Annotated in this window: 16 protein-coding genes and 1 tRNA gene; 2 read left to right on the plus strand and 15 right to left on the minus strand. The window is 71.1% G+C overall.

Annotation, left to right across the window (positions count from 1 at the left end):
- Positions 1-184: 184 nt before the first annotated feature.
- A complete protein-coding gene (locus tag ACKTSN_RS21090; protein ID WP_409470534.1) occupies positions 185-331 on the plus strand; it encodes a hypothetical protein in 147 nt (48 codons plus the stop codon).
- A 350-nt stretch (positions 332-681) separates the two neighbouring features.
- Here ACKTSN_RS21090 and ACKTSN_RS21095 read toward each other — a convergent pair.
- The 12 genes from ACKTSN_RS21095 to bldG form a co-directional block, all read right to left on the minus strand.
- Positions 682-755 (minus strand) — tRNA-Thr (locus tag ACKTSN_RS21095).
- Positions 756-864: 109 nt separating this feature from the next.
- Entirely contained in the window at positions 865-2,469 is a 1,605-nt protein-coding gene (locus tag ACKTSN_RS21100; RefSeq protein ID WP_409470535.1) for an alpha/beta hydrolase, read from the minus strand.
- A 198-nt stretch (positions 2,470-2,667) separates the two neighbouring features.
- Positions 2,668-3,873, minus strand: coding sequence for a DNA polymerase III subunit delta' (locus ACKTSN_RS21105; protein ID WP_409470536.1), 1,206 nt, complete (start codon positions 3,871-3,873; stop codon positions 2,668-2,670).
- A 95-nt stretch (positions 3,874-3,968) separates the two neighbouring features.
- The gene (gene tmk / locus ACKTSN_RS21110) at positions 3,969-7,214 is read right to left on the minus strand and encodes a dTMP kinase (RefSeq protein WP_409470537.1); all 3,246 of its coding nucleotides are present in this window, start codon (positions 7,212-7,214) and stop codon (positions 3,969-3,971) included.
- A gap of 137 nt (positions 7,215-7,351) precedes the next feature.
- Positions 7,352-10,189, minus strand: coding sequence for a type I DNA topoisomerase (gene topA / locus ACKTSN_RS21115; protein WP_409470538.1), 2,838 nt, complete (start codon positions 10,187-10,189; stop codon positions 7,352-7,354).
- Between the two features lie 251 nt (positions 10,190-10,440).
- Complete coding sequence (locus ACKTSN_RS21120; RefSeq protein WP_409470539.1) at positions 10,441-10,638, minus strand: hypothetical protein; 198 nt, start codon at positions 10,636-10,638, stop codon at positions 10,441-10,443.
- 164 nt (positions 10,639-10,802) lie between these two features.
- The gene (locus ACKTSN_RS21125; RefSeq protein ID WP_409470540.1) at positions 10,803-13,037 is read right to left on the minus strand and encodes a serine/threonine-protein kinase; all 2,235 of its coding nucleotides are present in this window, start codon (positions 13,035-13,037) and stop codon (positions 10,803-10,805) included.
- A gap of 258 nt (positions 13,038-13,295) precedes the next feature.
- Positions 13,296-14,825 (minus strand): DUF7059 domain-containing protein, encoded by a 1,530-nt coding sequence (locus tag ACKTSN_RS21130; RefSeq protein ID WP_409470541.1) that lies wholly within the window; start codon positions 14,823-14,825, stop codon positions 13,296-13,298.
- Between the two features lie 65 nt (positions 14,826-14,890).
- Positions 14,891-15,481 carry a small secreted protein gene (locus ACKTSN_RS21135; protein WP_409470542.1) on the minus strand — a complete coding sequence of 197 codons (591 nt, stop codon included), beginning with the start codon at positions 15,479-15,481 and terminating at the stop codon, positions 14,891-14,893.
- A gap of 192 nt (positions 15,482-15,673) precedes the next feature.
- Complete coding sequence (locus ACKTSN_RS21140; protein ID WP_409470543.1) at positions 15,674-18,076, minus strand: sodium-translocating pyrophosphatase; 2,403 nt, start codon at positions 18,074-18,076, stop codon at positions 15,674-15,676.
- A gap of 314 nt (positions 18,077-18,390) precedes the next feature.
- Positions 18,391-18,831 carry an ATP-binding protein gene (locus tag ACKTSN_RS21145; protein ID WP_409470544.1) on the minus strand — a complete coding sequence of 147 codons (441 nt, stop codon included), beginning with the start codon at positions 18,829-18,831 and terminating at the stop codon, positions 18,391-18,393.
- 105 nt (positions 18,832-18,936) lie between these two features.
- A complete protein-coding gene (bldG, locus tag ACKTSN_RS21150) occupies positions 18,937-19,278 on the minus strand; it encodes an anti-sigma factor antagonist BldG (protein ID WP_024885807.1) in 342 nt (113 codons plus the stop codon).
- 79 nt (positions 19,279-19,357) lie between these two features.
- Here bldG and ACKTSN_RS21155 point away from each other — a divergent pair, with 79 nt between their 5' ends.
- Positions 19,358-21,871 (plus strand): DEAD/DEAH box helicase, encoded by a 2,514-nt coding sequence (locus ACKTSN_RS21155; RefSeq protein ID WP_409470545.1) that lies wholly within the window; start codon positions 19,358-19,360, stop codon positions 21,869-21,871.
- Here the strand turns inward: ACKTSN_RS21155 and ACKTSN_RS21160 are convergent.
- Genes ACKTSN_RS21160 through ACKTSN_RS21170 form a run of 3 tightly spaced genes read right to left on the minus strand, consistent with a single transcriptional unit; the run spans position 21,777 to position 22,748 of the window.
- Positions 21,777-22,181: an Rv3654c family TadE-like protein gene (locus ACKTSN_RS21160; RefSeq protein ID WP_409470546.1), complete on the minus strand. Its 405-nt coding sequence runs from the start codon at positions 22,179-22,181 to the stop codon at positions 21,777-21,779. The genes ACKTSN_RS21155 and ACKTSN_RS21160 overlap by 95 nt on opposite strands.
- The gene (locus ACKTSN_RS21165; RefSeq protein ID WP_409470547.1) at positions 22,178-22,552 is read right to left on the minus strand and encodes a TadE family type IV pilus minor pilin; all 375 of its coding nucleotides are present in this window, start codon (positions 22,550-22,552) and stop codon (positions 22,178-22,180) included. Before ACKTSN_RS21165 ends, ACKTSN_RS21160 begins: the two co-directional genes overlap by 4 nt.
- Complete coding sequence (locus ACKTSN_RS21170) at positions 22,539-22,748, minus strand: DUF4244 domain-containing protein (RefSeq protein WP_409470548.1); 210 nt, start codon at positions 22,746-22,748, stop codon at positions 22,539-22,541. Before ACKTSN_RS21170 ends, ACKTSN_RS21165 begins: the two co-directional genes overlap by 14 nt.
- Positions 22,749-22,750 lie beyond the last annotated feature (2 nt).

Raw genomic sequence — 22,750 nt, forward strand, 5'->3', positions numbered from 1 at the left:
GCCTACGGATGGCGCCTTGTCGAGCGGCCACAACAGCACGGCGCCCTGACCAGTATTCGCCGAGCCCACGTCATCCCGCACCGTGCACCAACGCCGCACAGGTGGGCCCCGGCTGGATCGGCCGTCACGGCTGTTGTCGTAGGTCGCGAGGTCCAGGGCCGACGGAGCCGAGGCCGAGGCCGCCATGGCGGTCGCCGACGCGGTCGACGCGGCCGGTCACGCGTACACGACCGCGCAGGCGGCCGAGGACGCCGGAGCCTCCGCGCAGCAGGTCGCCGCACCGGCCGACGACGCGATCCAGCTCGGTTCGCCCTGCTGGGACGGCCGATAGTGAAGCAGCGCATCGTCGCCCACGCCCCAGGAAAACCCGGCCGGCCGCGCGATTGTCTGGATGGCACAACTCCCATGCGAAAACCGCGAGGCTGACCGAGGAGCCATCTGCACGACCTCTGCACGCCTGGCCACCAAATGGCCACCAGCTCGAACCGGACGGGGCCGGGAAATCGACAGCCACGAACAAATGCCGAGGTCACAGCCCCGCGATCCGCAACTGACACTGGCCGTCAACTTCAGACCTACGCATTGCGATACACAGACCGTACGTGCCCGATCGGCCCGAATTCCAAGGTCAACCAAAACAAGAAACCCCAGCTCAGAGGCCTGACCTGGGGTTCATCATAGAGCCGCCTTCGGGATTCGAACCCGAGACCTACGCATTACGAGTGCGTTGCTCTGGCCATCTGAGCTAAGGCGGCGCGCTGTCCGCACTATGGTGCGATCAGCAACGTCGGTAAGTCTACACAGATTCCGGCGGTGCTCCGTACCAGCCCCGGAGCCCGAGGTTCCCGGGGCTGGTGACACGCATTACGAGCAGCGCTTTCCCTCCGCCGGAGGGGTGCCGCGCAGAAGGTACGCGTTGATCGTGCGGTCGATGCATTCGCTGCCGCGGCCGAAGGCGGTGTGGCCGTCGCCCTGGTAGGTGAGGAGGCGGCCGGAGGAGAGCTGGCGGGACAGGGACTGGGCCCAGCGGTACGGGGTCGCCGGGTCCCGGGTGGTGCCGACCACGACGATCGGGGCCGCGCCCTTCGCCTCGATGCGCTTCGGCTCGCCGGTGGGCGCGACCGGCCAGTACGCGCAGTTCAGGGAAGCCCAGGCGAGGGTCTCGCCGAAGACCGGGGACACCTTCTCGAAGGCGGGGAGCGCCTCACGGACCTGGTCCGGGGTGTCGAAGGCGGGCGGCAGGTCCAGGCAGTTCACGGCGGCGTTGGCGAACATCAGGTTCGAGTATTCGCCCTCGGGGTCCCGCTCGTAGTAGGTGTCGGACAGGGCCAGCAGACCCGCGCCGTCGTTCTTTCTCATCGCCGAGGTCAGCGCCTCGCGCAACTGCGGCCATGCCGCCTCGTCGTACATCGCCGTGATCACGCCGGTGGTGCCGAGGGACTCGGTGAGCCTGCGGCCGTCCGCGTCGCCGGTGGGCAGCGGCCTCGCGTCGAGCTTGTCGAAGAACGCCTTCAGGTTGCGTCCGACCTGCTCCGGTGGCGTCCCCGGCCTGCCGAGAGGGCAGTCGGTGTGCCGTACACAGTCCTTCGCGAACGCGGTCAGCGCCGTCTCGAAGCCCGCCGTCTGGTCGAGGTTCAGCCGGCGTGCGGTCAGCGACGGGTCGAGCGCGCCGTCCAGGACGAGCCGTCCCGCCCGCTGCGGGAAGAGCCCGGCGTACGTCGCTCCGAGGAACGTGCCGTACGACGCCCCCACATACGTCAGCTTCTCGTCCCCGAGGGCCGCCCGCAGGACGTCCATGTCCCGGGCCGCCTCGACTGTCGACATGTGCCGCAGCAGCTCGGGCGAGTGCTTGCCGCACCCTTCCGCGAACTCCTTGTAAGCGTCCACGAGTCCGTCGACCTCCCGCTTGTCGTCGGGCGTGACGTCGGTCTGCGTGTACGTGTCCATCTCTCGCGCGTCGAGACACTCGACGGGCTCGCTGCGGGCGACGCCGCGCGGATCGACCGCGACCAGGTCGTAGCGGGCGCGGACCTCCGCCGGGTAGCCGACACCGGCGTACGACTGGAGGTAGGTGATCGCGGAGCCGCCCGGTCCGCCCGGGTTCACCTGCAGCGAGCCCAGCCGTTTGCCCGGGCCTGTGGCCTTCTTGCGGGCCACGGCCAGCCGCACGTCGCCCTCGGCCGGCTCGGCGTAGTCGAGCGGCGCGCGCAGGGTGGCGCACTCGAAGCCGGAGACACCACAGGCACGCCATTTCAGCTTCTGCCCGTAGTACGGAGCCAGGTCGGACGGGGTGGCCCGGGGCAGCGCGGTCAGCTCCGCCGCCCCGGCCGCGGAGCTGGCCGAACTCGTCGAGCTCCCGGAGGAACAGGCGGAGAGGAACAGCGCCGCGACGGCGACGAGGGTGACTCCGGTACGGGACCTGGCACTGAACATGGTCCTTGACCAGCGGTGGGTGCGCCTTGTGTACATTCAGCGAGCGTAACGCTGTGCGATGGATTGGGCACGGCGTGTGCAGCTTGTGCCACGGACAAGTGCGGGCTGTCCCTCGAACGAGGTACGCCGTCGACACGACGCCCACGGCAAAGAGCTTCACTCAGCCTGACCGGCACGCGCCAGGTGCGCTACCGCAGTCGGCCCACGCGGCCCACGGCGGGGCGGCCCGCCCCGTCACCCCGATCTGAGAGCCATCGTCATCGCCTCCACAGCCAGCAGGGGTGCCACATTGCGGTCGAGGGCATCGCGGCAGGCGGCGATCGCCTCGATGCGACGCAGGGTGGACTCGGGGGAGCTGCCGCGGGCGAGCCGCTCCAGGGTGTCCTCGGCGTCCGTGTTGGCGAGCGCGATCCGGGAGCCGAGCTGGAGGGCGAGGACATCGCGGTAGAAGGCGGTGAGGTCGGTGAGCGCGAGGTCGAGGCTGTCGCGCTGGGTACGCGTCCTGCGGCGCTTCTGCTTGTCCTCCAGCTCCTTCATCACGCCCGCCGTACCGCGGGGCATCCGGCCGCCCTGGGCCGCGCCCAGCGCTGCCTTCAGCTCCTCGGTCTCCTTGACGTCGATCTCCTCGGCGAGCTGCTTGGCGTCCTCCGCGGCCGCGTCGACCAGCTCCTGGGCGGCCTTGAGGCAGCCGCCGATGTCATCGATGCGGAGCGGCAGCTTCAGCACGGTGGCCCGGCGTTCTCGGGCAGCCGGGTCGGTGGCGAGTCGGCGGGCCCGGTCCACGTGCCCCTGCGTCGCACGGGCCGCCGCGGCCGCGACGTCCGGTTCGACGCCCTCGCGTCGTACGAGCATGTCGGCGACGGCGTCCACGGAGGGCGTGCGCAGGTTCAGGTGGCGGCAGCGGGAGCGGATGGTGGGCAGGACGTCTTCGAGCGAGGGGGCGCACAGCAGCCAGACCGTGCGGGGGGCGGGCTCCTCGACTGCCTTGAGGACGGCGTTGGCGGACTTCTCGTTCAGCCGCTCGGCGTCCTCGACGAGGATCACCTGCCAGCGGCCGTTCGCCGGTGAGGTGAACGACTTGCGGACCGTGTCCCGCATGTCGTCGACGAGGATCTGAGCGCCCACAGCCACGACGGTGGTGACGTCGGCGTGGGTGCCGACCAGCGCTGTGTGACACCCGTCGCAGAAGCCGCAGCCGGGGGCGCCGCCCAGCGCGCGGTCGGGGCTCACGCACTGCAACGCGGCGGCGAACGCCCGCGCCACCTGCGTCCGCCCCGCCCCGGGCGGCCCGGTGAACAGCCAGGCGTGCGTCATCCTGGACGCCTCGGGCAGCGGGGCGTTGGCCGCGGCTGCGGTGACCAGGGCGTCGGCGTCCCGGGCAGCGGCGGTGAGCTGCTCGCTCACCTTCTCCTGCCCGACGAGGTCGTCCCACACGCTCATGGGTCACGCCGCCCTTCCGTCACACTCCGCGGTACGCCATCCATTGTGGGGGCGACCACTGACAACGGAGCCCGTGCCGGCCGCCACCCCGCAGTTCAGCGGTCCCCGCCCCGCCCTCGACGGCCCTGCTCGTCGTCGTACGCGTCCTCGCGGGGCCCGAGCAGTTCGTCCGCCAGGGTGGGCAGATCGTCCAGCGGGGTCTCCTCGGCCCAGTCCGGCCGCGGGCGCCGCTGCGGCGTCCCCTCGGCGTCGACCTGGGGCAGCTCCCGCGTACGGTCCTCACCACCGTCCGGTCCGGCTCCCGGCCGCTCGTCCCGGAAGAATCCCGGCGGAACCCGGTCCACGGGGTTCTCGCCCGGCACGGGAGGCAGCACCGCGGTCTCGTCCTCGGCGCCGGGCGCCACCGGCGGCAGCACAGCAGTCTCATCCGCCGAACCCACCGGCGGCAGTACAGCCGTCTCGTCCGCGGCACCCACCGGCGGCAGTACAGCCGTCTTGTCCGCCGCGCCCTGAGGAGCGGGCGGCTGCGGCAGTTCGGCGGTCACCTCGGAGTCAGCCCCGGAGTCGCCGGAGGGCTCGTCACTGCCCGGCGTTTCGTCCCATACCGGCCGCAGGACCGTCGTCTCCTCCTGCGGCCCGCCCGTGGACTTCACGACCGGCGTCGGGACGGTCGCCGCCTCCGGCGGAACCGGTGGCGTGGCCGGAACCGTCGGCTGCCGGGGGCCCGCCGCGGCCGCCGCAGCGGCCTGCTCGGCCGCCCGCCGGGCCTCCTCGGCCCGCAACAGCGCATCCTCGGCCTTGCGCTGCTTCTCCAGTCGGCGTTCCTCAGCCTCGGCCCGCAGCCGGGCCTCCTCCTCGGCCTGCCTGCGGCGCCGTTCCTCCTCGGCCTTGCGCCGGGCCTCTTCCTCGGCCCGCGCCTTCTCCTCGGCCAGGAGCCGCACCCGCTCCTCCTCCGCCCGGCGGCGCGCTTCCTCGGCCCGCTGCCGGGCCTCCTCCGCCTGCCGTTCGGCCTCGCGCCGCTGCGCCTCCTCCAGCTCGCGCCGCTTGCGCTCCTCCTCCTCGGCGCGCAACCGCTCGAGCTGCGCCTGGCGCTCGCGCTCCAGGCGCTCCTCCTCAGCCTTGCGGGCGGCTTCCTCCTCGGCCTTGCGGCGGGCCTCCTCCTCGGCCTTCTTCCGCGCCTCCTCCTGGGCCTTCACCTCGGCCTCGGACAGCGGCAGCATCTGGTCCAGCCGGGCCCGGATCACCGTCGTCACGGCCTCGGGCTCCTGCCCGGCGTCGACGACCAGGTACCGCCCGGGGTCGGACGAGGCCAGGGTCAGGAAACCGGACCGCACGCGTGTGTGGAACTCGGCCGGCTCCGACTCCAGCCGGTCCGGCGCCTCCGTGAACCGCTCCCGCGCAGCCTCCGGCGAAACATCCAGCAGAACGGTCAGGTGCGGTACGAGCCCGTGCGTCGCCCACCGGTTGATGCGAGCGATCTCGGTCGGGGACAGGTCACGGCCCGCGCCCTGGTATGCCACCGAGGAATCGATGTAGCGGTCGGAGATGACGACCGCGCCGCGCTCCAGCGCAGGCCGCACCACCGTGTCCACGTGTTCGGCGCGGTCCGCCGCATACAGCAGCGCTTCCGCCCGGTGCGAGAGCCCGGCGCTCGACACGTCCAGCAGGATCGACCGCAGCCGCTTGCCCACCGGGGTCGCCCCGGGCTCGCGGGTCAGCACGACCTCGTGGCCCTTGGCCCTTATCCACTCGGCGAGCGCCTCGGCCTGGGTGGACTTTCCGGCGCCGTCGCCGCCTTCCAGGGCGATGAAGAAGCCGGAGGGCGTCGGAGCCTGCACCGGGTCGTCACCGCCGAGCAGCGCGTCCCGCAGGTCGTGCCGCAGCGGTACGCCGGAGCGGTCGTCGAGCTTGGCCAGCACCAACGCGGCCACCGGCAGCAGCAGCGCGCCGACCAGCATCAGCGTGAACGCCGCCCCGCCGTGCGCGAACACGAACTTGCCGTTCTCCAGCCGGTGCGGCCCGATCAGCGCCGCCACCAGGGGCGCGATCAGCGCGCCGAGCGCCACACAGACCCGTACCACCGCGTGCAGGTGCTCAGTGGTCCGGGCCCGCCGGAAGTCCTCGGCCTCCTGGTCGAGGAGCGCATGCCCGGTGTTGGCGGCCATGCCCGCGCCGATGCCGGCCAGCGCGCCGATCAGCAGCACGCTGGTGACGTCCGGGACGAGCCCGGCGGCCAGCAGCGCCACGCCGGTGAAGGCGATCGCCAGCGCGAGCATCCGGCGCCGCGACAGCGACGTCAGCACCTTCGGTGCCGTACGGATGCCGACGCCGACACCGCCGGTCAGCGCGAGCACCAGCAGCCCGTACGTCACCGGGCCGCCGCCCAGGTCCTTGGCGTGCAGCACGGCGACGGCCACAGCGGCGGCGACCGCTCCGGCGACAGCGGCGCAGGCGAGCACCAGCAGCGGGATCGCGCCGGTGCGGCCCTTGTCGGCACCCGTGCCCGTCCTCGGGCGGCGCAGTCCCTCGAGCGGCGACCGCGCGCGCGGGGTACGCGTGCCGGGCAGCTCCAGGAAGGTCAGGACGGACAGGGACGCGGCGAACAGACCGGCCGCGACGTACGAACCGAGGGCCGCCTGGTGCTGGCCGAACCAGTCGATCCCCGCACCCAGCAGATTGTTGAACAATCCCGCGACCACGAGTGCGGCACCCGCAAGGGGGACCGTCACGAAGGTGGTGCGCAGCGACAGGCGGCGCAGCGCGTCCATGTGGTCCGGCAGCGGTCGTACGGTCGCGCCCTCCGGGGGCGGGGCCGGCAGCAGCGCGGGGGCGGCGCTTTCGCGGCAGACCGTCCAGAAGCGCTCGGCGACACCGGTGACGAAGACGGTCACCAGGAGCACGGCGAGAGCGTCCTGGGGCATCCAGTCGATCCACAGCGGCGCGACGATCAGCAGCGCGGCCCGCAGACCGTCCGCGCCGACCATGGTCCAGCGCCGGTCCAGCGGGCCGTCCTGGGAGGTGAGCGCGGTGAGCGGGCCGAGGAGCACGGCTCCGAAGAGCAGCGTCGCAAGGATGCGTACCCCGAACACGGTCGCCACTGCGAACGCCACGCCCCGGTAGCCCCCGCCGAACGACCCCTCGGCGATCGCCGCCTGGAGGACGAGGACGACCAGCACGAGAAGCGCGAGGACGTCACCGACCCCGCTCACCAACTGCGCGCTCCACAACCGCTTCAGTTGCGGTCGGCGCAGCAGCGCACGGACGGCACGCTCGCGGGAGTCCGCGACCAGCGTGTCGTCGGGGGCGGGGTGATGGGCCGTTGGCTGCTCGGCTCGCGTCATGCGTTCAGCCTATCGGGCCGCACCGACACTCCAGTGCGCATGCCCGAACGTCCGCACGCCCCGACACCAAAGTGATGCCGGGGCGTTCGTTTCGCGAATCCGCGGTGAGGGGCGGCCCGTTGCCGGCCGGCCTCGGTTCAGTCGTCCGACGCCGTCTTCGAAGCCGTCGCCTTCTTGGCGGCCGTCTTCTTGGCCGTCGTGGTCTTCTTCGCGGCGGTCGTCTTCGCCGCGGTCGCCTTCTTGGCTGCGGTCTTCTTCGCGGCCGTCGCCTTCTTCGCAGGAGCCTTCTTCGCGGCCGCCTTCTTGGCCGTCTTCTTGGCGGGCCCCTTCGCACGCTTCTCGGCGAGCAGTTCGAAACCGCGCTCCGGGGTGATCGTCTCGACACTGTCGCCCGAGCGCAGGGTCGCGTTGGTCTCGCCGTCGGTGACGTACGGGCCGAAGCGACCGTCCTTGACGACGACCGGCTTGCCGCTGACCGGGTCCTCGCCCAGCTCCTTCAGCGGCGGCTTGGCGGCCGCACGGCCACGCTGCTTCGGCTGGGCGTAGATCGCCTGCGCCTCCTCCAGCGTGATCGTGAAGAGCTGGCCCTCGGACTGCAACGACCGCGAGTCCGTGCCCTTCTTCAGATACGGGCCGTAGCGGCCGTTCTGCGCGGTGATCTCGACGCCGTCCGCGTCGGTGCCCACGACCCGCGGAAGCGACATCAGCTTCAGCGCGTCCTCAAGCGTCACTGTGTCCAGCGACATCGACTTGAACAGCGAGGCCGTACGCGGCTTGACGGCGTTCTTGCCCGTCTTCGGGGTGCCCTCGGGCAGCACCTCGGTGACGTACGGGCCGTAGCGGCCGTCCTTGGCGACGATCGTGTGGCCGGTCTCCGGGTCCGTGCCCAGCTCGAAGTCGCCGCTCGGCTTGGCGAGCAGCTCCTCCGCGAGCTCGACGGTGAGTTCGTCCGGGGCCAGGTCGGACGGGATGTCGGCGCGCTGGTGGCCCTCGGAGTCCTTCTCACCGCGCTCGATGTACGGCCCGTAGCGGCCGACGCGCAGCACGATGTCGTTGCCCACCGGGAACGAGGACACCTCGCGCGCGTCGATCGCGCCCAGGTCGGTCACCAGCTCCTTGAGGCCGCCGAGGTGGTCCCCGTCGCCGTTGCCGGCGTCCGCGGCACCGCCCGCACCCGTGCCTTCGCCGAAGTAGAACCGCTTCAGCCACGGCACGGCCTGCGCCTCGCCGCGCGCGATGCGGTCGAGATCGTCCTCCATCTTCGCGGTGAAGTCGTAGTCGACGAGCCGCCCGAAGTGCTTCTCCAGGAGGTTGACCACGGCGAAGGACAGGAAGGACGGGACGAGTGCCGTGCCCTTCTTGAACACATAGCCGCGGTCGAGGATCGTGCCGATGATCGACGCGTACGTCGACGGGCGGCCGATCTCGCGCTCTTCCAGCTCCTTGACCAGCGAGGCCTCGGTGTAGCGGGCGGGGGGCTTGGTGGCGTGCCCGTCGACCGTGATCTCCTCGGCCGACAGCGGGTCGCCCTCGACGACCTGCGGCAGCCGGCGCTCCCGGTCGTCCAACTCGGCGTTCGGGTCGTCGGCGCCCTCGACGTAGGCCTTCAGGAAGCCGTGGAAGGTGATCGTCTTGCCGGACGCGCTGAACTCGACGTCCCTGCCGTCGGCCGCGGTGCCGCCGATCTTCACCGTGACGGAGTTGCCCGTCGCGTCCTTCATCTGGGAGGCGACCGTCCGCTTCCAGATCAGCTCGTACAGCTTGAACTGGTCACCGGTCAGTCCCGTCTCGGCCGGCGTACGGAAACGATCACCCGAGGGGCGGATCGCCTCGTGCGCCTCCTGCGCGTTCTTGACCTTTCCCGCATACGTCCGCGGCTGCGGCGGCAGGTAGTCGGCGCCGTACAGCTGCGTGACCTGGGCACGGGCGGCGGCGATCGCCGTGTCGCTCAGCGTCGTGGAGTCCGTACGCATGTACGTGATGTAGCCGTTCTCGTACAGCTTCTGCGCGATCTGCATCGTGGCCTTCGCGCCGAAGCCGAGCTTGCGGCTGGCCTCCTGCTGCAGCGTCGTCGTACGGAACGGGGCGTACGGCGAGCGACGGTACGGCTTGGACTCGACGGACCGGACGGAGAACCGGGTGTCCTCCAGGGCGGCGGCGAGGGCGCGGGCGTTCGCCTCGTCGAGATGGAGGGTGTTCGCGCTCTTGAGCTGTCCCAGCGAGTCGAAGTCGCGGCCCTGCGCCACCCGCCTGCCGTCGACGGTCTGGAGGCGGGCGACCAGCGACGACGGGTCCGACGAGTCCCCCGCGCGGCCGGTCGCGAAGGTGCCCGTCAGGTCCCAGTACTCAGCCGAACGAAACGCGATGCGCTCGCGTTCCCGCTCCACCACGAGCCGGGTCGCGACCGACTGGACGCGGCCGGCCGACAGGCGTGGCATGACCTTCTTCCACAGGACCGGCGACACCTCGTAGCCGTAGAGGCGGTCGAGGATGCGGCGGGTCTCCTGGGCGTCGACCAGCTTCTGGTTGAGCTGGCGCGGATTGGCCACGGCCTCCCGGATCGCGTCCTTGGTGATCTCGTGGAACACCATGCGCTTGACCGGGATCTTCGGCTTGAGGACCTCCTGGAGGTGCCAGGCGATGGCCTCGCCCTCCCGGTCCTCATCGGTGGCGAGGAAGAGCTCGTCGGAGTCCTTCAGCAGGTCCTTGAGCTTCTTGACCTGTGCCTTCTTGTCGGCGTTGACCACATAGATCGGCTGGAAGTCGTGCTCTACGTCCACACCGAGGCGCCGGACCTCGCCGGTGTACTTCTCCGGCACCTCCGCGGCGCCGTTGGGGAGGTCGCGGATGTGCCCGACGCTCGCCTCGACGACGTATCCGGGGCCGAGGTAGCCCTTGATCGTCTTCGCCTTGGCAGGCGACTCGACGATGACGAGTCGGCGGCCGCCCTGTGCGGTCTCGCTGGTCGGGGACAACTTCGCTCTTCTCTCCGGTCGACGCTGAGCCTCCCCAGGCCTTGCTCCCGGGGTCGGGACACCTTTCATGGCTGACGCTGCGGAGTGTGACGGTACATCCCGCCCCCGTGTCAAACGGGAAAAGCCCACAACGGCCACTCGAACGGTAACCCGACTACCGGCATTCCTGCCGCCCGGAGTGTCCACCGATCTGATCCGCCGATCCGGAGCGTGACCCCCCAATTACGCAGGTGAACGCACCACCGGCGGCCTCAGAGGCGGGTGAAGCACCACGCCCCGAGGGCCAGCGCGATCACCGCGACGACGCTCGCGACGGTCGCCGATGCGACGGGACTCACACCGTGGGCGACGGGCTCGCGGCGGTGCACCCGGGTCGCCGTCCACACCAGCAGTCCGCCTCCGAACAGGGCGAACACCAGTCCCGCGAAGATCACCGGTCCGCTCTCCATGGCTCCCCGTGCCCCTTTTCTCCCGTTCGCGAGTGTGCAGTCCCGGGAGGTTGACACGCGCAGGCTGCGTCCAGGCGAACCTGACGTGAACGCGGGGTCGACGGACCTGTGTATCCGCCTTCGGCCGACCCCGGGGATATTTCTTCGGCTGATTTCAGCCGATCTCAGACTTCACCGGGCGTCGGTATCTTTCCGGTCGTCTTCTTGTCGTCGATCCGGCTCACGGTGCACACGACCTTGTTGAAGCCGGCCTCCCAGTCCTCCTCGTCGGCCGTCCAGCCGTAGACGGTCCGCTCCGCACCGGGCGCCCAGGTGGACTCGAACTTGTTCTCGCACAGCTCGGTCGCGTTGTCGCTGCCCTTGGCGTAGCTCATGCTCGCGGGGGCCTGCACGGTCCCGATGACCTGTTCCGTGTGCGGCTTGTCGCAGTCGGTGAGGGGCGCCTCGTAGCCGTCGTCCAGTTCCTTGTAGGTCCAGCAGTCGCCGATGCTCATCTGGCCGACCCACAGGTCCGTGCCCGCGTCGCGGAACCGGCCCACTTCGCCGCCTATCGCGGCATGACGGCCGAGTACGAGACATGCCGTACCACTGCCCGCCGCGGTGAAGCCCTCCTCGGTCGGCACCACGGCGTAGACGTCCGCGTCCGGCAGCGCGTCGACGACCGTGCGGCTCTGCTCCTCGCACCGTTTCGCGCCGTTGGCGCGCGCGTCGGCGTGGTCCGTGGCCGTCTCGATGCTCAGGACCTGGCCGTCCGGCCAGTCCTCGGCGCAGTCGACCACGCCGAGGTTCGGGGACGACTTGAACGGCGCCCCCGTCCAGACCGCCTGTACGCAGTCACCGGCTTCCAGCGGCCTGGTCAGGCCGACCACGTCCCCGTACGGCAGCACGGGCTCGGTCGGCGACGGCGACCCCTTCGTGCCGGGCGACGGCGACTTGCCCGCCGCGTTGTCGACGCCGTTCTTGTCTCCGCCGGTCAGCGAGACGGCCGCCCAGGTGCCGCCGGCGATCACGAGGACGGCGGCGACGACAAGGGCGACGAGCGCGAGGCGCTTTCGGGTGCCTTTGGGTGCCGGTGCCGAAGGCCCGTCGCCGCCGCGGCCTGGGTCGGCCGGACCCCAGGAACCGCCCGTGTACGTCGGGGAACCGCTGCCCGCCGCGTACGGCGGCTGCCCGCCGCCGACGTAGAGGGAGCCGGGCGCCTGCGCGTAGGGGTTGCCCCGGTCGTAGGGGCCCTGCGGGGCGGGCGGTGGCCAGGCGCCGTGCGCCGACCCGCCGGGGGTGGCCGCGCCGCTGTCCTGGGCGCCGGACCCCGGCGTGTCCGAGCCCCAGCCGCCGGGAGCGCCCGCGGGAGTGTTCGGCGTCGGTGGCGCGCCCGGCGTCTGCGGAGTCGACGGCGTACCAGGGTTCCCGGGACCGCCCGCGCCCCCCGCGGGAGGCGGTCCGAACGCGCCCGGCGGTGGGCCGAAGGCGCCGGCTCCGGCCAACGCGCCCGCGCGCTGCCCTGTCGGCCCTGCGGAACCGGCATCCGGCGTCCCCTGTGCCACGCGCTCCAGGCTGCGCGCGACCACGTCCGGCGCGGACCTGCGCAGCGGGTCCTTGACGAGCAACCCGTGCAGGACGGGCGCCAGTTGGCCCGCACGGGCCGGCGGCGTCGGTTCCTCCCCGAGCAGGGCCGTCAGAATCGCGTACTCGTCATCGCGGTCGAAGGGGCCGCGCCCCTCCACGGCGGTGTACAGCGTGGCGCCCAGGGAGAACAGGTCGGCGGCCGGGGTGGGCGGCTCACCGCGGGCACGCTCGGGGGCGAGGTAGCCGGGGGTGCCGAGGATGCCCGCGGTCGCGGTGATCCTGGGCTCGCGCGATCCCGGCTGCAGCGCGATGCCGTAGTCGGTGAGCAGCACGCGCGCGTACGGGTCGCCGGAAGAGTTGGGGGCCAGAAGGATGTTGGCCGGTTTCACATCCCTGTGGAGGATGCCGATGCGGTGCCCGGTGTTGAGCGCGTCGAGCACGGCGAGGCCGATACGGGCCACCTGCGCGGGCGGCAGCGGACCCGAACTCCGGATCACCGCCTGCAGATCGACCGCGTCGGGCACGTACTCCATGACGATCCACGGCAGTCCCTCGTGCTCCACCACGTCGTGCACCGTCGCTACATGCGGATGACCGCGCAGGCGTGCCGCGTGCCGGGCCTCGCTGCGGGCCCGTGCGATGCGCTGGGCGGGCTCGCTCGCGTCCATCGGCACATCCGGAAGCGCGATCTCCTTCATCGCGACTTCGCACGCCAACTCCTCGTCGTGCGCGAGCCATACGCGGCCCATGCCGCCCGCGCCGAGTGTGCGCAGCAGCCGGTACCGGCCGTTGATGATCCGGCCCTCGCCCTGGTCCGGCGTCTCCCCCGCCATCACGCCTCCCCCGAGACAGCGCGCCTCCCCGAGGACGCGTCCGAGTCTGTCTCTCGAAGGTAGCTTCGCACGCGCCACTGACAGGAGACCTTCACAGGATCAATCCCGGAAGATCTGCTCGCACCAAGTCCATGCCACTCATGAGTCACTCAAACCTCAGAGGCAACACACCAAGCAACTCACGCACGCCGTCACTCCCGGCGTACGCCCACCCTCACGCGCCCCCGAGCCGGGCATACAACGCCCCCCGGCCGACGATCATCCCGCCGGCTCAAGAAACCCCTGCTCCACCAGCAGCCGAATCTGTGCCGGTGTCCGATCTCGCAGCAACACCGGGTCCTCACCCACCAGTTGGGCGATGGCATCCAGGATCCGGCCCGCGGTCAGGGAGCCGTCGCAGACGCCCGCGAAGCCCGCACCGACCGTGTCCACCTTCGTGGCCCGGCGCATACCGCGGTTCTGACGCAGCACCACGTGTTCCGGGTCCTCGGCGCCGGGGAGCCCGACCTGCTCCTGGACGACCTCCGCGGCGAGCCGGAAGCGCTCTTCGAGCAGGGCGGCGTCATCGCGTGCCCGCAGATAGTCGAGACGTTCGAAGTGCGCCCGGACCGCTTCACCGAGCGGCTGTTCGACCGGATGCGGCCACTCCTCCACGGTGATCGAGGGCACCGCGGCCCCCGACTTGCGCAGGGTGATCCACCCGAACCCCACGGCCTTCACCTTGCGCGCCTCGAACTCGTCCAGCCAGGCGTCGTACCGCGCCTCGTACTCGGCCACGTCACCGCGGTGGTCGCCCGCATCCCGCAGCCACAGCTCGGCGTACTGCGTGACGTCCTGCACCTCGCGCTGCACGATCCACGCGTCGCACCCGAGCGGCACCCACGACCGCAGCCGCTCCTGCCAGTCCTCCCCCTCCACGTGCTGCCAGTTGGCGAGGAACTGCGCGAATCCGCCCCTGTTCAGGCGGGCGCCCGCCTGTTGAACGAGCGAGCGGCACAGATCGTCCCCACCCATTCCGCCGTCGCGGTACGTCAGCCGGGCGCCGGGAGAGATCACGAAGGGCGGATTGGACACGATCAGGTCGTACTTCTCGTCGTCCCGGAGCGGCTCGAAGAGCGATCCCTGGCGCAGGTCCGCGGCGGGGGCGCCGGACAGTGCGAGCGTGAGCGCGGCGATGTGCAGCGCGCGCGGATTCACGTCGGTCGCCGTCACGCGCGTGGCGTGCTGGGCGGCGTGCAGGGCCTGAATGCCGGAGCCGGTGCCCAGGTCGAGGGCCGAGGCCACGGGCGTACGGACGGTGAGGCCGGCCAGGGTGGTGGAGGCACCGCCCACACCCAGGACGACGCCTTCGTCCCGCCGCCTGATCCCCCCTGCCCCACCGACCGCGCATCCCAGGTCGGACACGATGAACCAGTCCTCGCCGGCCGGCCCGCCGTACGGCCGTACATCCACGGTCGCGGCGAGCTCGTCTCCGCCGACCCGCGTGAGCCACCCGCTCTCCAGGCACTCGGCGACGGGCAGAACCCCCTCCACGCGCGCGTGCGGCACGGGCTGCTGGAGCAGGAACAGCCGTACGAGCATCTCCAGCGGTGCGTCCCCGCGGGTCGCCCGGAGTGCAGGCACGGTCTCGCCGCGGGCCAGCGCCGCGTACGCGGGGGCGCCGAGCAGTTCGAGCAGTCCGTCGGCGGTGAAGGCGGCTCCGAGCAGGGCGTCGCGCAGCCGAGCGGTGGCATCGGGACGGTCGGCGGAGGGCAGCGGGGAAAGGCTGGCGTTACTCACATCCCCCATTGTGACCACGTCGGACGGTCACCGCGCACGGCTCACCGCGGTGACGCAGCGGCGGCAGGCGAACGTCAGCCCTGCGTCACGGACGGCGAGGCGGATGCGCTCTGGCAGCTCTCCTGCTGGGCCATCGCCTGTCCGACCTCGCCCTCCTCCAGGGTCCTGAGCGCGTCGTTGCCGCTCTGGCTGAGCTTGTCCAGCTCGGTGGCGATGTCCTTGAGGCCGTCGGCGAACTTGGCCTGGTCCTTGGTGTCGAGCGCGTCGACCTGCTTCCTCAGGGAGGCGTACGACGAGGAGATGCCGTTGAGCTCCTTGACCGCGTCCTGCTGCTTCTTCTCGCCGTTCTCGACGTCCGGCGGGCCGGCCTTGTTCACGGCGGTCCCGATCGCCTTGTAGGCGTCGGACATGTCCTGGAAGGCCTGCGCGTCGGTCTTCTGGACCTCCGCCGGCGTGCTGCTGTCCGAGGTCTCCTTCTGGATCGCGGCGTTCGCGGCCGCGATCTTCTTCGCCTGCGGCTGCACGGCGTCGCAGACCTGCTTGGCCCAGGCATCGAGCTTCTCGTTGCCGTCGCCGCCGCCGCATCCCGACAGCGCCAGTACCAGTACCGCACCGCCGGACAGTGCGGCCGCGAGCTTCTTGTTCACCGGATTGGTCCCTTCCATGGCTCTCGGCCCCGGAACATACACGCCAAGCGGGCGACAACCGCACGACGAACGTCCAATATGACCATAATTACGCCATTCGCACCAGGAGAGAGAAGGCTCACGGCGAGAGCGTGAACACAGCGGGGCGGGCGGGCGACGCGTCAACACGCACCTCCCGCCCGCCCTTTGAGCTGGGCTTTGCCCGACAGCCTACGAAACCACCGCAGTGTCGGCCGACTTGGAGCTCCGGTCGGCCTCGTCGTCCCCCATGGCGATGCCGCGCCGCTTGGAGACGTACACCGCGCCGACGATCACCACAAGGGCGAACACCGCGACCAGGATCCGCACGCCGAGGTTCTCGTCGTTGCCGTAGCTGAACTTGATGACGGCGGGCGCGATGAGCAGCGACACCAGGTTCATCACCTTCAGCAACGGGTTGATCGCAGGACCGGCGGTGTCCTTGAACGGGTCGCCGACCGTGTCGCCGATCACCGTCGCGGCGTGCGCCTCGCTGCCCTTGCCGCCGTGGTGGCCGTCCTCGACGAGCTTCTTGGCGTTGTCCCAGGCGCCGCCGGAGTTGGCGAGGAACACCGCCATCAGCGTGCCGGCCCCGATCGCACCCGCCAGATACGCGCCGAGGGCGCCGACGCCGAGCGTGAAGCCGATGAAGATCGGCGCCATGACCGCGAGCAGACCCGGCGTGGCCAGCTCCCTGAGCGCGTCCCTCGTGCAGATGTCGACGACTTTTCCGTACTCCGGTTTCTCGGTGTAGTCCATGATCCCGGGCCGCTCACGGAACTGCCGCCGCACCTCGAACACCACCGAACCCGCCGACCGCGACACCGCATTGATCGCCAGCCCGGAGAAGAGGAAGACGACCGCCGCGCCCGCGATGAGGCCGACGAGGTTGTTGGGCTGCGAGATGTCCATCGCCAGCGTCAGCGGCGCGCCCTCGCCGCTGAGCTTCTCGCCCACGTCCCGCGCGCCGGTGGTGATCGCGTCGCGGTACGACCCGAAGAGCGCCGACGCCGCCAGGACGGCGGTGGCGATGGCGATGCCCTTGGTGATGGCCTTGGTGGTGTTGCCGACGGCGTCCAGGTTGGTGAGCACCTGGGCACCCGCGCCCTGGACGTCGCCGGACATCTCGGCGATTCCCTGGGCGTTGTCGGAGACCGGCCCGAAGGTGTCCATGGCGACGATCACGCCGACCGTGGTGAGCAGGCCGGTGCCGGCCAGCGCGACCGCGAACAGCGCCAGCATGATCGACGTACCGCCGAGCAGGAAGGCCCCGTAGACGCCGAGGCCGATCAGCAGAGCGGTGTAGACGGCCGATTCGAGGCCGACGGAGATACCGGCGAGGATGACGGTGGCGGGGCCGGTGAGCGAGGTCTTGCCGATGTCCTTCACCGGGCGCCGGTTGGTCTCGGTGAAGTAGCCGGTGAGCTGCTGGATCACGGCGGCGAGCAGGATGCCGATCGCCACCGCGACGAGCGCCAGGATCCGCGGGTCGCCGTCCTTGGCCCGGATCGCGGCGTCGGTGACGCCGTCGAGGTCGGCGTACGACGACGGCAGATAGACGAACACGGCGATCGCCACCAGGACGAGCGAGATCACCGCGGAGATGAAGAAGCCGCGGTTGATCGCGCTCATCCCGCTGCGGTCGGCGCGGCGCGGCGCCACGGCGAAGATGCCGATCATCGCGGTGATCACGCCGATCGCAGGGACGAGCAGCGGGAACGCCAGTCCGGCGTCGCCGAAGGCCGCCGTGCCCAGGATGAGCGCGGCCACCAGGGTGACGGCGTACGACTCGAAGAGGTCGGCCGCCATCCCGGCACAGTCGCCGACGTTGTCGCCCACGTTGTCGGCGATGGTCGCGGCATTGCGCGGATCGTCCTCCGGAATGCCCTTCTCGACCTTGCCGACCAGGTCGGCGCCGACGTCGGCGGCCTTGGTGAAGATGCCGCCGCCGACACGCATGAACATGGCGATGAGCGCGGCTCCGAGGCCGAAGCCCTCGAGCACCTTCGGCGCGTCGGCTGTGTACACCAGCACCACGCAGGAGGCGCCCAGCAGACCGAGCCCCACCGTGAACATGCCGACGACGCCGCCCGTACGGAAAGCGATCTTCATGGCTTTGTGCGAGACGAGGGTGAGATCCTTTTCCGGCTCGCCCTCCGCCGGAGTCGCTTCCCGGGCCGCCGCGGCGACCCGCACGTTACTGCGTACGGCGAGCCACATGCCGATATAGCCGGTGGCTGCCGAGAACGCCGCGCCGATCAAGAAGAACACCGATCGTCCGGCGCGCTGATCCCAGTCGTCCGCGGGCAGCAGCATGAGCAGGAAGAACACGACAACGGCGAATACGCCGAGCGTGCGCAGCTGCCGGGTCAGATAGGCGTTCGCGCCTTCCTGGATGGCCGCTGCGATCTTCTTCATGCTGTCGGTGCCCTCGCCCGCCGCGAGCACCTGGCGCAACAGCACGCCGGCGACCACGAGCGCAGCCAACGCGACGGCCGCGATGACCATCACCATGACGCGGTTGTCGTCGGTCAGCACTGCGGCTGCGAAGGTTGTGGTGTGGTCCAACCGATGAGGGGTAGAAAGCCCCGCCATTCGTCCTCCTTGACGCTTGGGCTGAGCTCAAGATGTGGACGGATTGTAGGGAGCCGGACCTGATCAAAACAGGGCGCGGCAAACGGAATTCGCCTTCACATGCTCTGGAGCAAATGATCGCAGGAGACCGCGGAACCCGAAAGTCGTAATGCCCCAGAGGCGTTGGACGCTTGATCGAATTCTGCCCACTGATCAAGGACACGAAGCGGCGATTGATCGTGAATTTCTTCACGAATTCCGGTTGCCCCTTACGGAAAACACCCGAGGGCCCTGCTGAGCAGGGCCCTCGGGTGTACGGCTGTTCGGGTTGTGTGTCAGGGGAGCGCCGCGGCCGGCGGCGGAGTGGTCGGCCACCTCATACGGATCAGGCCGCCGTGCTCCCCGGTGGAAACCTCCACATCGTCGACCAGGCCGCTGATGACGGCGAGGCCCATCTCGTCCTCCTCGGCCTCCGCGTCGGGGTCGTCGGCGGCGGCTCCGGGCTCTCCGCCCCCGGGGGCGGCGTGCGGCGCCTCGTCGCCGACCTCGATGGAGAACTGTTTCTCCTCTTCGATCAGCGCCACCTTCACCGGCGCCGTGATCCCACTGCTCTGGTGCAGGCCCACGGCACGGGAGCAGGCCTCGCCGACAGCGAGCCTGACCTCGTCGAGGACGGCCTCGTCCACCCCGGCCCTGCGCGCCACCGCCGCCGCCACCAGTCGGGCGGTCCTGACGTGCTCGGGCAGCGCGCTGAAGCGGAGTTCGACGGTGGCCATGCATCCCCCTCGGAGCTACGGGCGTGCTGTCAGAGGGCCGGGCCGCCGACAGCCCAGCCCCCGTCTTCAACTCTTCCGCCCCGGGCACACGGCCCGGTGCGGTGATCAGTCGGTGGCCGCCACCGCTTCCTCGACCGAGGTGTGGATCGGAAACACCTTGGTGAGGCCGGTGATACGGAAAATCTTGAGAATGCGCTCCTGGTTGCAGACCAGGCGCAGTGAGCCCTCATGGGCCCGCACTCGCTTCAGGCCGCCGACCAGCACGCCGAGCCCGGTGGAGTCGAGGAAGTCCACGCCCTCCATGTCGACGACGAGGTGGAAACTGCCGTCGTTCACCAGCTCGACCAGCTGCTCGCGCAGCTTGGGCGCGGTATATACGTCGATTTCGCCACCGACCCTGACGATCGTGCGATCGCCGATGGTCTCGGTCGACAGGGACAGGTCCACGGATCCTCCAGCACCTTGCTATCGAGCGGTCGTCCTCGGGACATCTCGGCAGAGCCCCCTGGACGGTTCGCCAGCCGCGATGGCATTCAATCACTTACCGGCAGGCGTACACGACGCCTTGGACCCATTGTCCGTCACGCCGGTGACACACTCGGTGCCGATGGCCAAGAATCACCGATCCGATCGAACCCCGACGGACACCGCCTCCCGCCCCGCGCCGGGCACGGTCCTGGACCGGCTCGCCTCGGGGCCGAGCCGGGCTTCGCGCATCACTCATACGGAGCATTTGCCCCCGCGGGCGGGCCGCCATGCAGTCTGGCCCGACCGGATTCGCTCCGAGGTCATCGCGGCGGTGCAGGCCGTGGGCATCGAACACCCCTGGGCCCACCAGGCCCGGGCGGCCGAGCATGCCCTGGACGGCGACTCGGTCGTCGTCGCCACCGGCACGGCGTCGGGCAAGTCCCTGGCCTACCTCGTCCCCGTCCTCTCGACGCTCCTGGACGGCTCGGCGGCTCCGAACGGTCGCGGCGCCACGGCCCTCTATCTGGCCCCCACGAAGGCACTTGCGGCGGACCAGTGCCGAGCCGTGAAGGAACTTTCACATCCCCTGGGCCAGGCGGTACGGCCGGCCGTGTACGACGGCGACACCCCGTTCGAGGAACGCGAGTGGATCCGCCAGTACGCCACGTACGTCCTCACCAACCCCGACATGCTGCACCGCGGCATATTGCCCTCCCACCCACGCTGGGCCTCCTTCCTGAAGTCGCTGAAGTACGTCGTCATCGACGAGTGCCACACCTACCGCGGCGTCTTCGGCTCGCACGTCGCCCAGGTGCTGCGCAGGCTGCGCAGACTGTGCGCGCGCTACGGCGCGTCGCCGGTCTTCCTGCTGGCCTCCGCGACCGCCGCCGAGCCCGCCGTGGCCGCCCGCCGCCTCACCGGCCTCCCGGTGGTGGAGGTCGCCGACGATGCCTCCCCGCGCGGTGAGCTGGTGTTCGCCCTCTGGGAGCCCCCGCTCACCGAGATGCGGGGCGAGAAGGGCGCGCCGGTACGGCGCACGGCGACCGCCGAGACGGCCGACCTGCTCACCGACCTCACCGTGCAGGGCGTGCGCTCCGTCGCCTTCGTACGCTCCCGGCGCGGCGCCGAGCTGATCTCCGTGATCGCCCAGGAGCGGCTCGCAGAGATCGACCGCTCGCTGTCCCGGCGCGTGGCCGCGTACCGCGGCGGCTACCTCCCGGAGGAGCGCCGTGCCCTGGAGCGCGCCCTGCACTCCGGCGAGCTCCTCGGCCTGGCCGCGACCACCGCCCTGGAGCTGGGCGTCGACGTCTCGGGCCTGGACGCGGTCGTGATCGCCGGATATCCCGGCACGCGCGCGTCCCTGTGGCAGCAGGCCGGCCGGGCGGGCCGCTCGGGCCAGGGCGCCCTGGCCGTCCTGGTCGCCCGTGACGACCCACTGGACACGTTCCTGGTCCACCATCCGGAGGCCCTGTTCGACCAACCGGTGGAATCCACCGTCCTCGACCCCGACAACCCCTACGTCCTCGCACCCCACCTGTGCGCCGCCGCCGAGGAGCTCCCCCTGGTCGAGGACGACCTGGAGCTGTTCGGCCCCGCATGCGCGGAGCTGCTCCCGCAGCTGGAGGCCGCGAAGCTGCTGCGCCGCCGGACGAAGGCCTGGCACTGGACCCGCCGGGAGCGGGCGGCCGACCTGGCCGACATCCGCGGCGAGGGCGGCCGACCCATCCAGATCGTCGAGGCCGGCACCGGCCGACTGCTGGGCACGGTGGACGCCGACGCCGCGCACACGACCGTGCACGAGGGAGCCGTCCACCTCCACCAGGGCCGCACGTATCTGGTCCGAACCCTCGATCTGGACGACTCGGTCGCCCTGGTCGAGGAGGCCAACCCGCCGTACTCGACGGTCGCCCGCGACACGACGTCGATCTCCGTGCTGGAGACGGACGTCGAGATCCCCTGGGGCGAGGGCCGCCTGTGCTACGGCTCCGTCGAGGTCACCAACCAGGTCGTCTCCTTCCTCCGCCGCCGCCTCATCACCGGCGAGGTCCTGGGCGAGACCAAACTCGACCTCCCTCCCCGCACGCTCCGCACGCGCGCGGTGTGGTGGACGCTCACCGAGGACCAGCTGGACGAGGCCCGCATCAGCCCGGAAATCCTCGGCGGCGCGCTGCACGCCGCCGAGCATGCGTCCATCGGCATGCTGCCGCTGTTCGCGACCTGCGACCGCTGGGACATCGGCGGCGTGTCCGTCCCGCTGCACCCGGACACGCTCCTGCCGACGGTCTTCGTGTACGACGGCCACCCCGGCGGCGCGGGCTTCGCGGAGCGCGCCTTCCACACCGCCCGCGCCTGGCTCACCGCCACCCGCCAGGCCATCGCCTCCTGCGAGTGCGACGCCGGCTGCCCGTCCTGCATCCAGTCCCCCAAGTGCGGCAACGGCAACGATCCGCTGCACAAACGGGGAGCAGTGCGGTTGCTCACGGTGCTGTTGCGGGGGGCGCCTTTGGAGAAGGCGGGGGAGCCGGAAGGTCCGTCGGCGGGACCGGCCCCGCAGGACCCGCCCGCGCCCTGACCTCCGCCGCGAACGGCCCCCGCCCGGCCGCCGCCGTCACGTCCGAGACCTCACCCACGAGCACGCACCTCACCAGCCGCGTGCCCTGCGCCCGCGCCACCCGGTCCGCCCGGGCGCAGGCCGCCGTGCCGCCCTGCGCCCAGTGGTCCGCCGCGGCGAGGGCCGCGAAGTCCGCGCCGCCGGCCGCGCGATGCCGGGTCACGACGGCCTGCCCCAGAGCGAGTACGACGCCGAACACCACACACAGGACGGCGATCGCACCGACGCTCCAGAGGGTGGCGGACCCGCGGTCCGATTCACCGCCCCTCATCCGCCCGCCTCCACCGTCTCCTCGGCGGCCGCGACGGCCTCCTCCCGTACCTCGTAGGACAGACCGCCCAGCGCAGGAGCCTCGGCCACCACCACGACCCGGACCTGATCGCCCTCCCGGCTGAGCGTGACCTTCGCCCCCGGCGGGGCAGCCTCACGAGCCACTTCGACGACCGCGTCGTGCGGGTCCTGCCGGGCCGCCGCACGGGCGCCCGTCCGTGCCGCGTCCACGCACTGGATCTGCGCGGCCACGACGAGCAGTCCCCACACCAGCCCCATCGCGAACATCACCAGCACGGGCAGCACCACGGCCGCTTCCGCCGTCACGAACCCCTGATCCCCGCGCCGCGCACGCCGCTCACATCCGCGCATCGAGGGCATCCTTCACGATCTTCTGCAGCTCCGCGCTGACCTGCCCGCTCGTCACCACCTTGTAGAGGAGCACCGCGAAGGCCACCGCCGCGACGATTCCCACCGCGTACTCGGAGGTGACCATTCCGGCCTCCTTCCGCCCACCCCGCATCCTGCACACCAGGGCGCGTACACGCGCCCGTACTGCCTTGTTCATCT

This window comes from Streptomyces flavusporus (assembly GCF_046267975.1).
In the GTDB taxonomy this organism is placed as follows: Bacteria; Actinomycetota; Actinomycetes; order Streptomycetales; family Streptomycetaceae; genus Streptomyces; species Streptomyces flavusporus.

Coding starts and splice junctions, on each gene's coding strand:
- ACKTSN_RS21090 (WP_409470534.1), top strand. CDS start 185: ATGGCGGTCGCCGACGCGGTCGACGCGGCCGGTCACGCGTACACGACC.
- ACKTSN_RS21100 (WP_409470535.1), bottom strand. CDS start 2,469: ATGTACACAAGGCGCACCCACCGCTGGTCAAGGACCATGTTCAGTGCC.
- ACKTSN_RS21105 (WP_409470536.1), bottom strand. CDS start 3,873: ATGAGCGTGTGGGACGACCTCGTCGGGCAGGAGAAGGTGAGCGAGCAG.
- tmk (WP_409470537.1), bottom strand. CDS start 7,214: ATGACGCGAGCCGAGCAGCCAACGGCCCATCACCCCGCCCCCGACGAC.
- ACKTSN_RS21120 (WP_409470539.1), bottom strand. CDS start 10,638: ATGGAGAGCGGACCGGTGATCTTCGCGGGACTGGTGTTCGCCCTGTTC.
- ACKTSN_RS21125 (WP_409470540.1), bottom strand. CDS start 13,037: ATGGCGGGGGAGACGCCGGACCAGGGCGAGGGCCGGATCATCAACGGC.
- ACKTSN_RS21130 (WP_409470541.1), bottom strand. CDS start 14,825: ATGGGGGATGTGAGTAACGCCAGCCTTTCCCCGCTGCCCTCCGCCGAC.
- ACKTSN_RS21135 (WP_409470542.1), bottom strand. CDS start 15,481: ATGGAAGGGACCAATCCGGTGAACAAGAAGCTCGCGGCCGCACTGTCC.
- ACKTSN_RS21140 (WP_409470543.1), bottom strand. CDS start 18,076: ATGGCGGGGCTTTCTACCCCTCATCGGTTGGACCACACCACAACCTTC.
- ACKTSN_RS21145 (WP_409470544.1), bottom strand. CDS start 18,831: ATGGCCACCGTCGAACTCCGCTTCAGCGCGCTGCCCGAGCACGTCAGG.
- ACKTSN_RS21155 (WP_409470545.1), top strand. CDS start 19,358: ATGGCATTCAATCACTTACCGGCAGGCGTACACGACGCCTTGGACCCA.
- ACKTSN_RS21160 (WP_409470546.1), bottom strand. CDS start 22,181: ATGAGGGGCGGTGAATCGGACCGCGGGTCCGCCACCCTCTGGAGCGTC.
- ACKTSN_RS21165 (WP_409470547.1), bottom strand. CDS start 22,552: ATGCGCGGATGTGAGCGGCGTGCGCGGCGCGGGGATCAGGGGTTCGTG.
- ACKTSN_RS21170 (WP_409470548.1), bottom strand. CDS start 22,748: ATGAACAAGGCAGTACGGGCGCGTGTACGCGCCCTGGTGTGCAGGATG.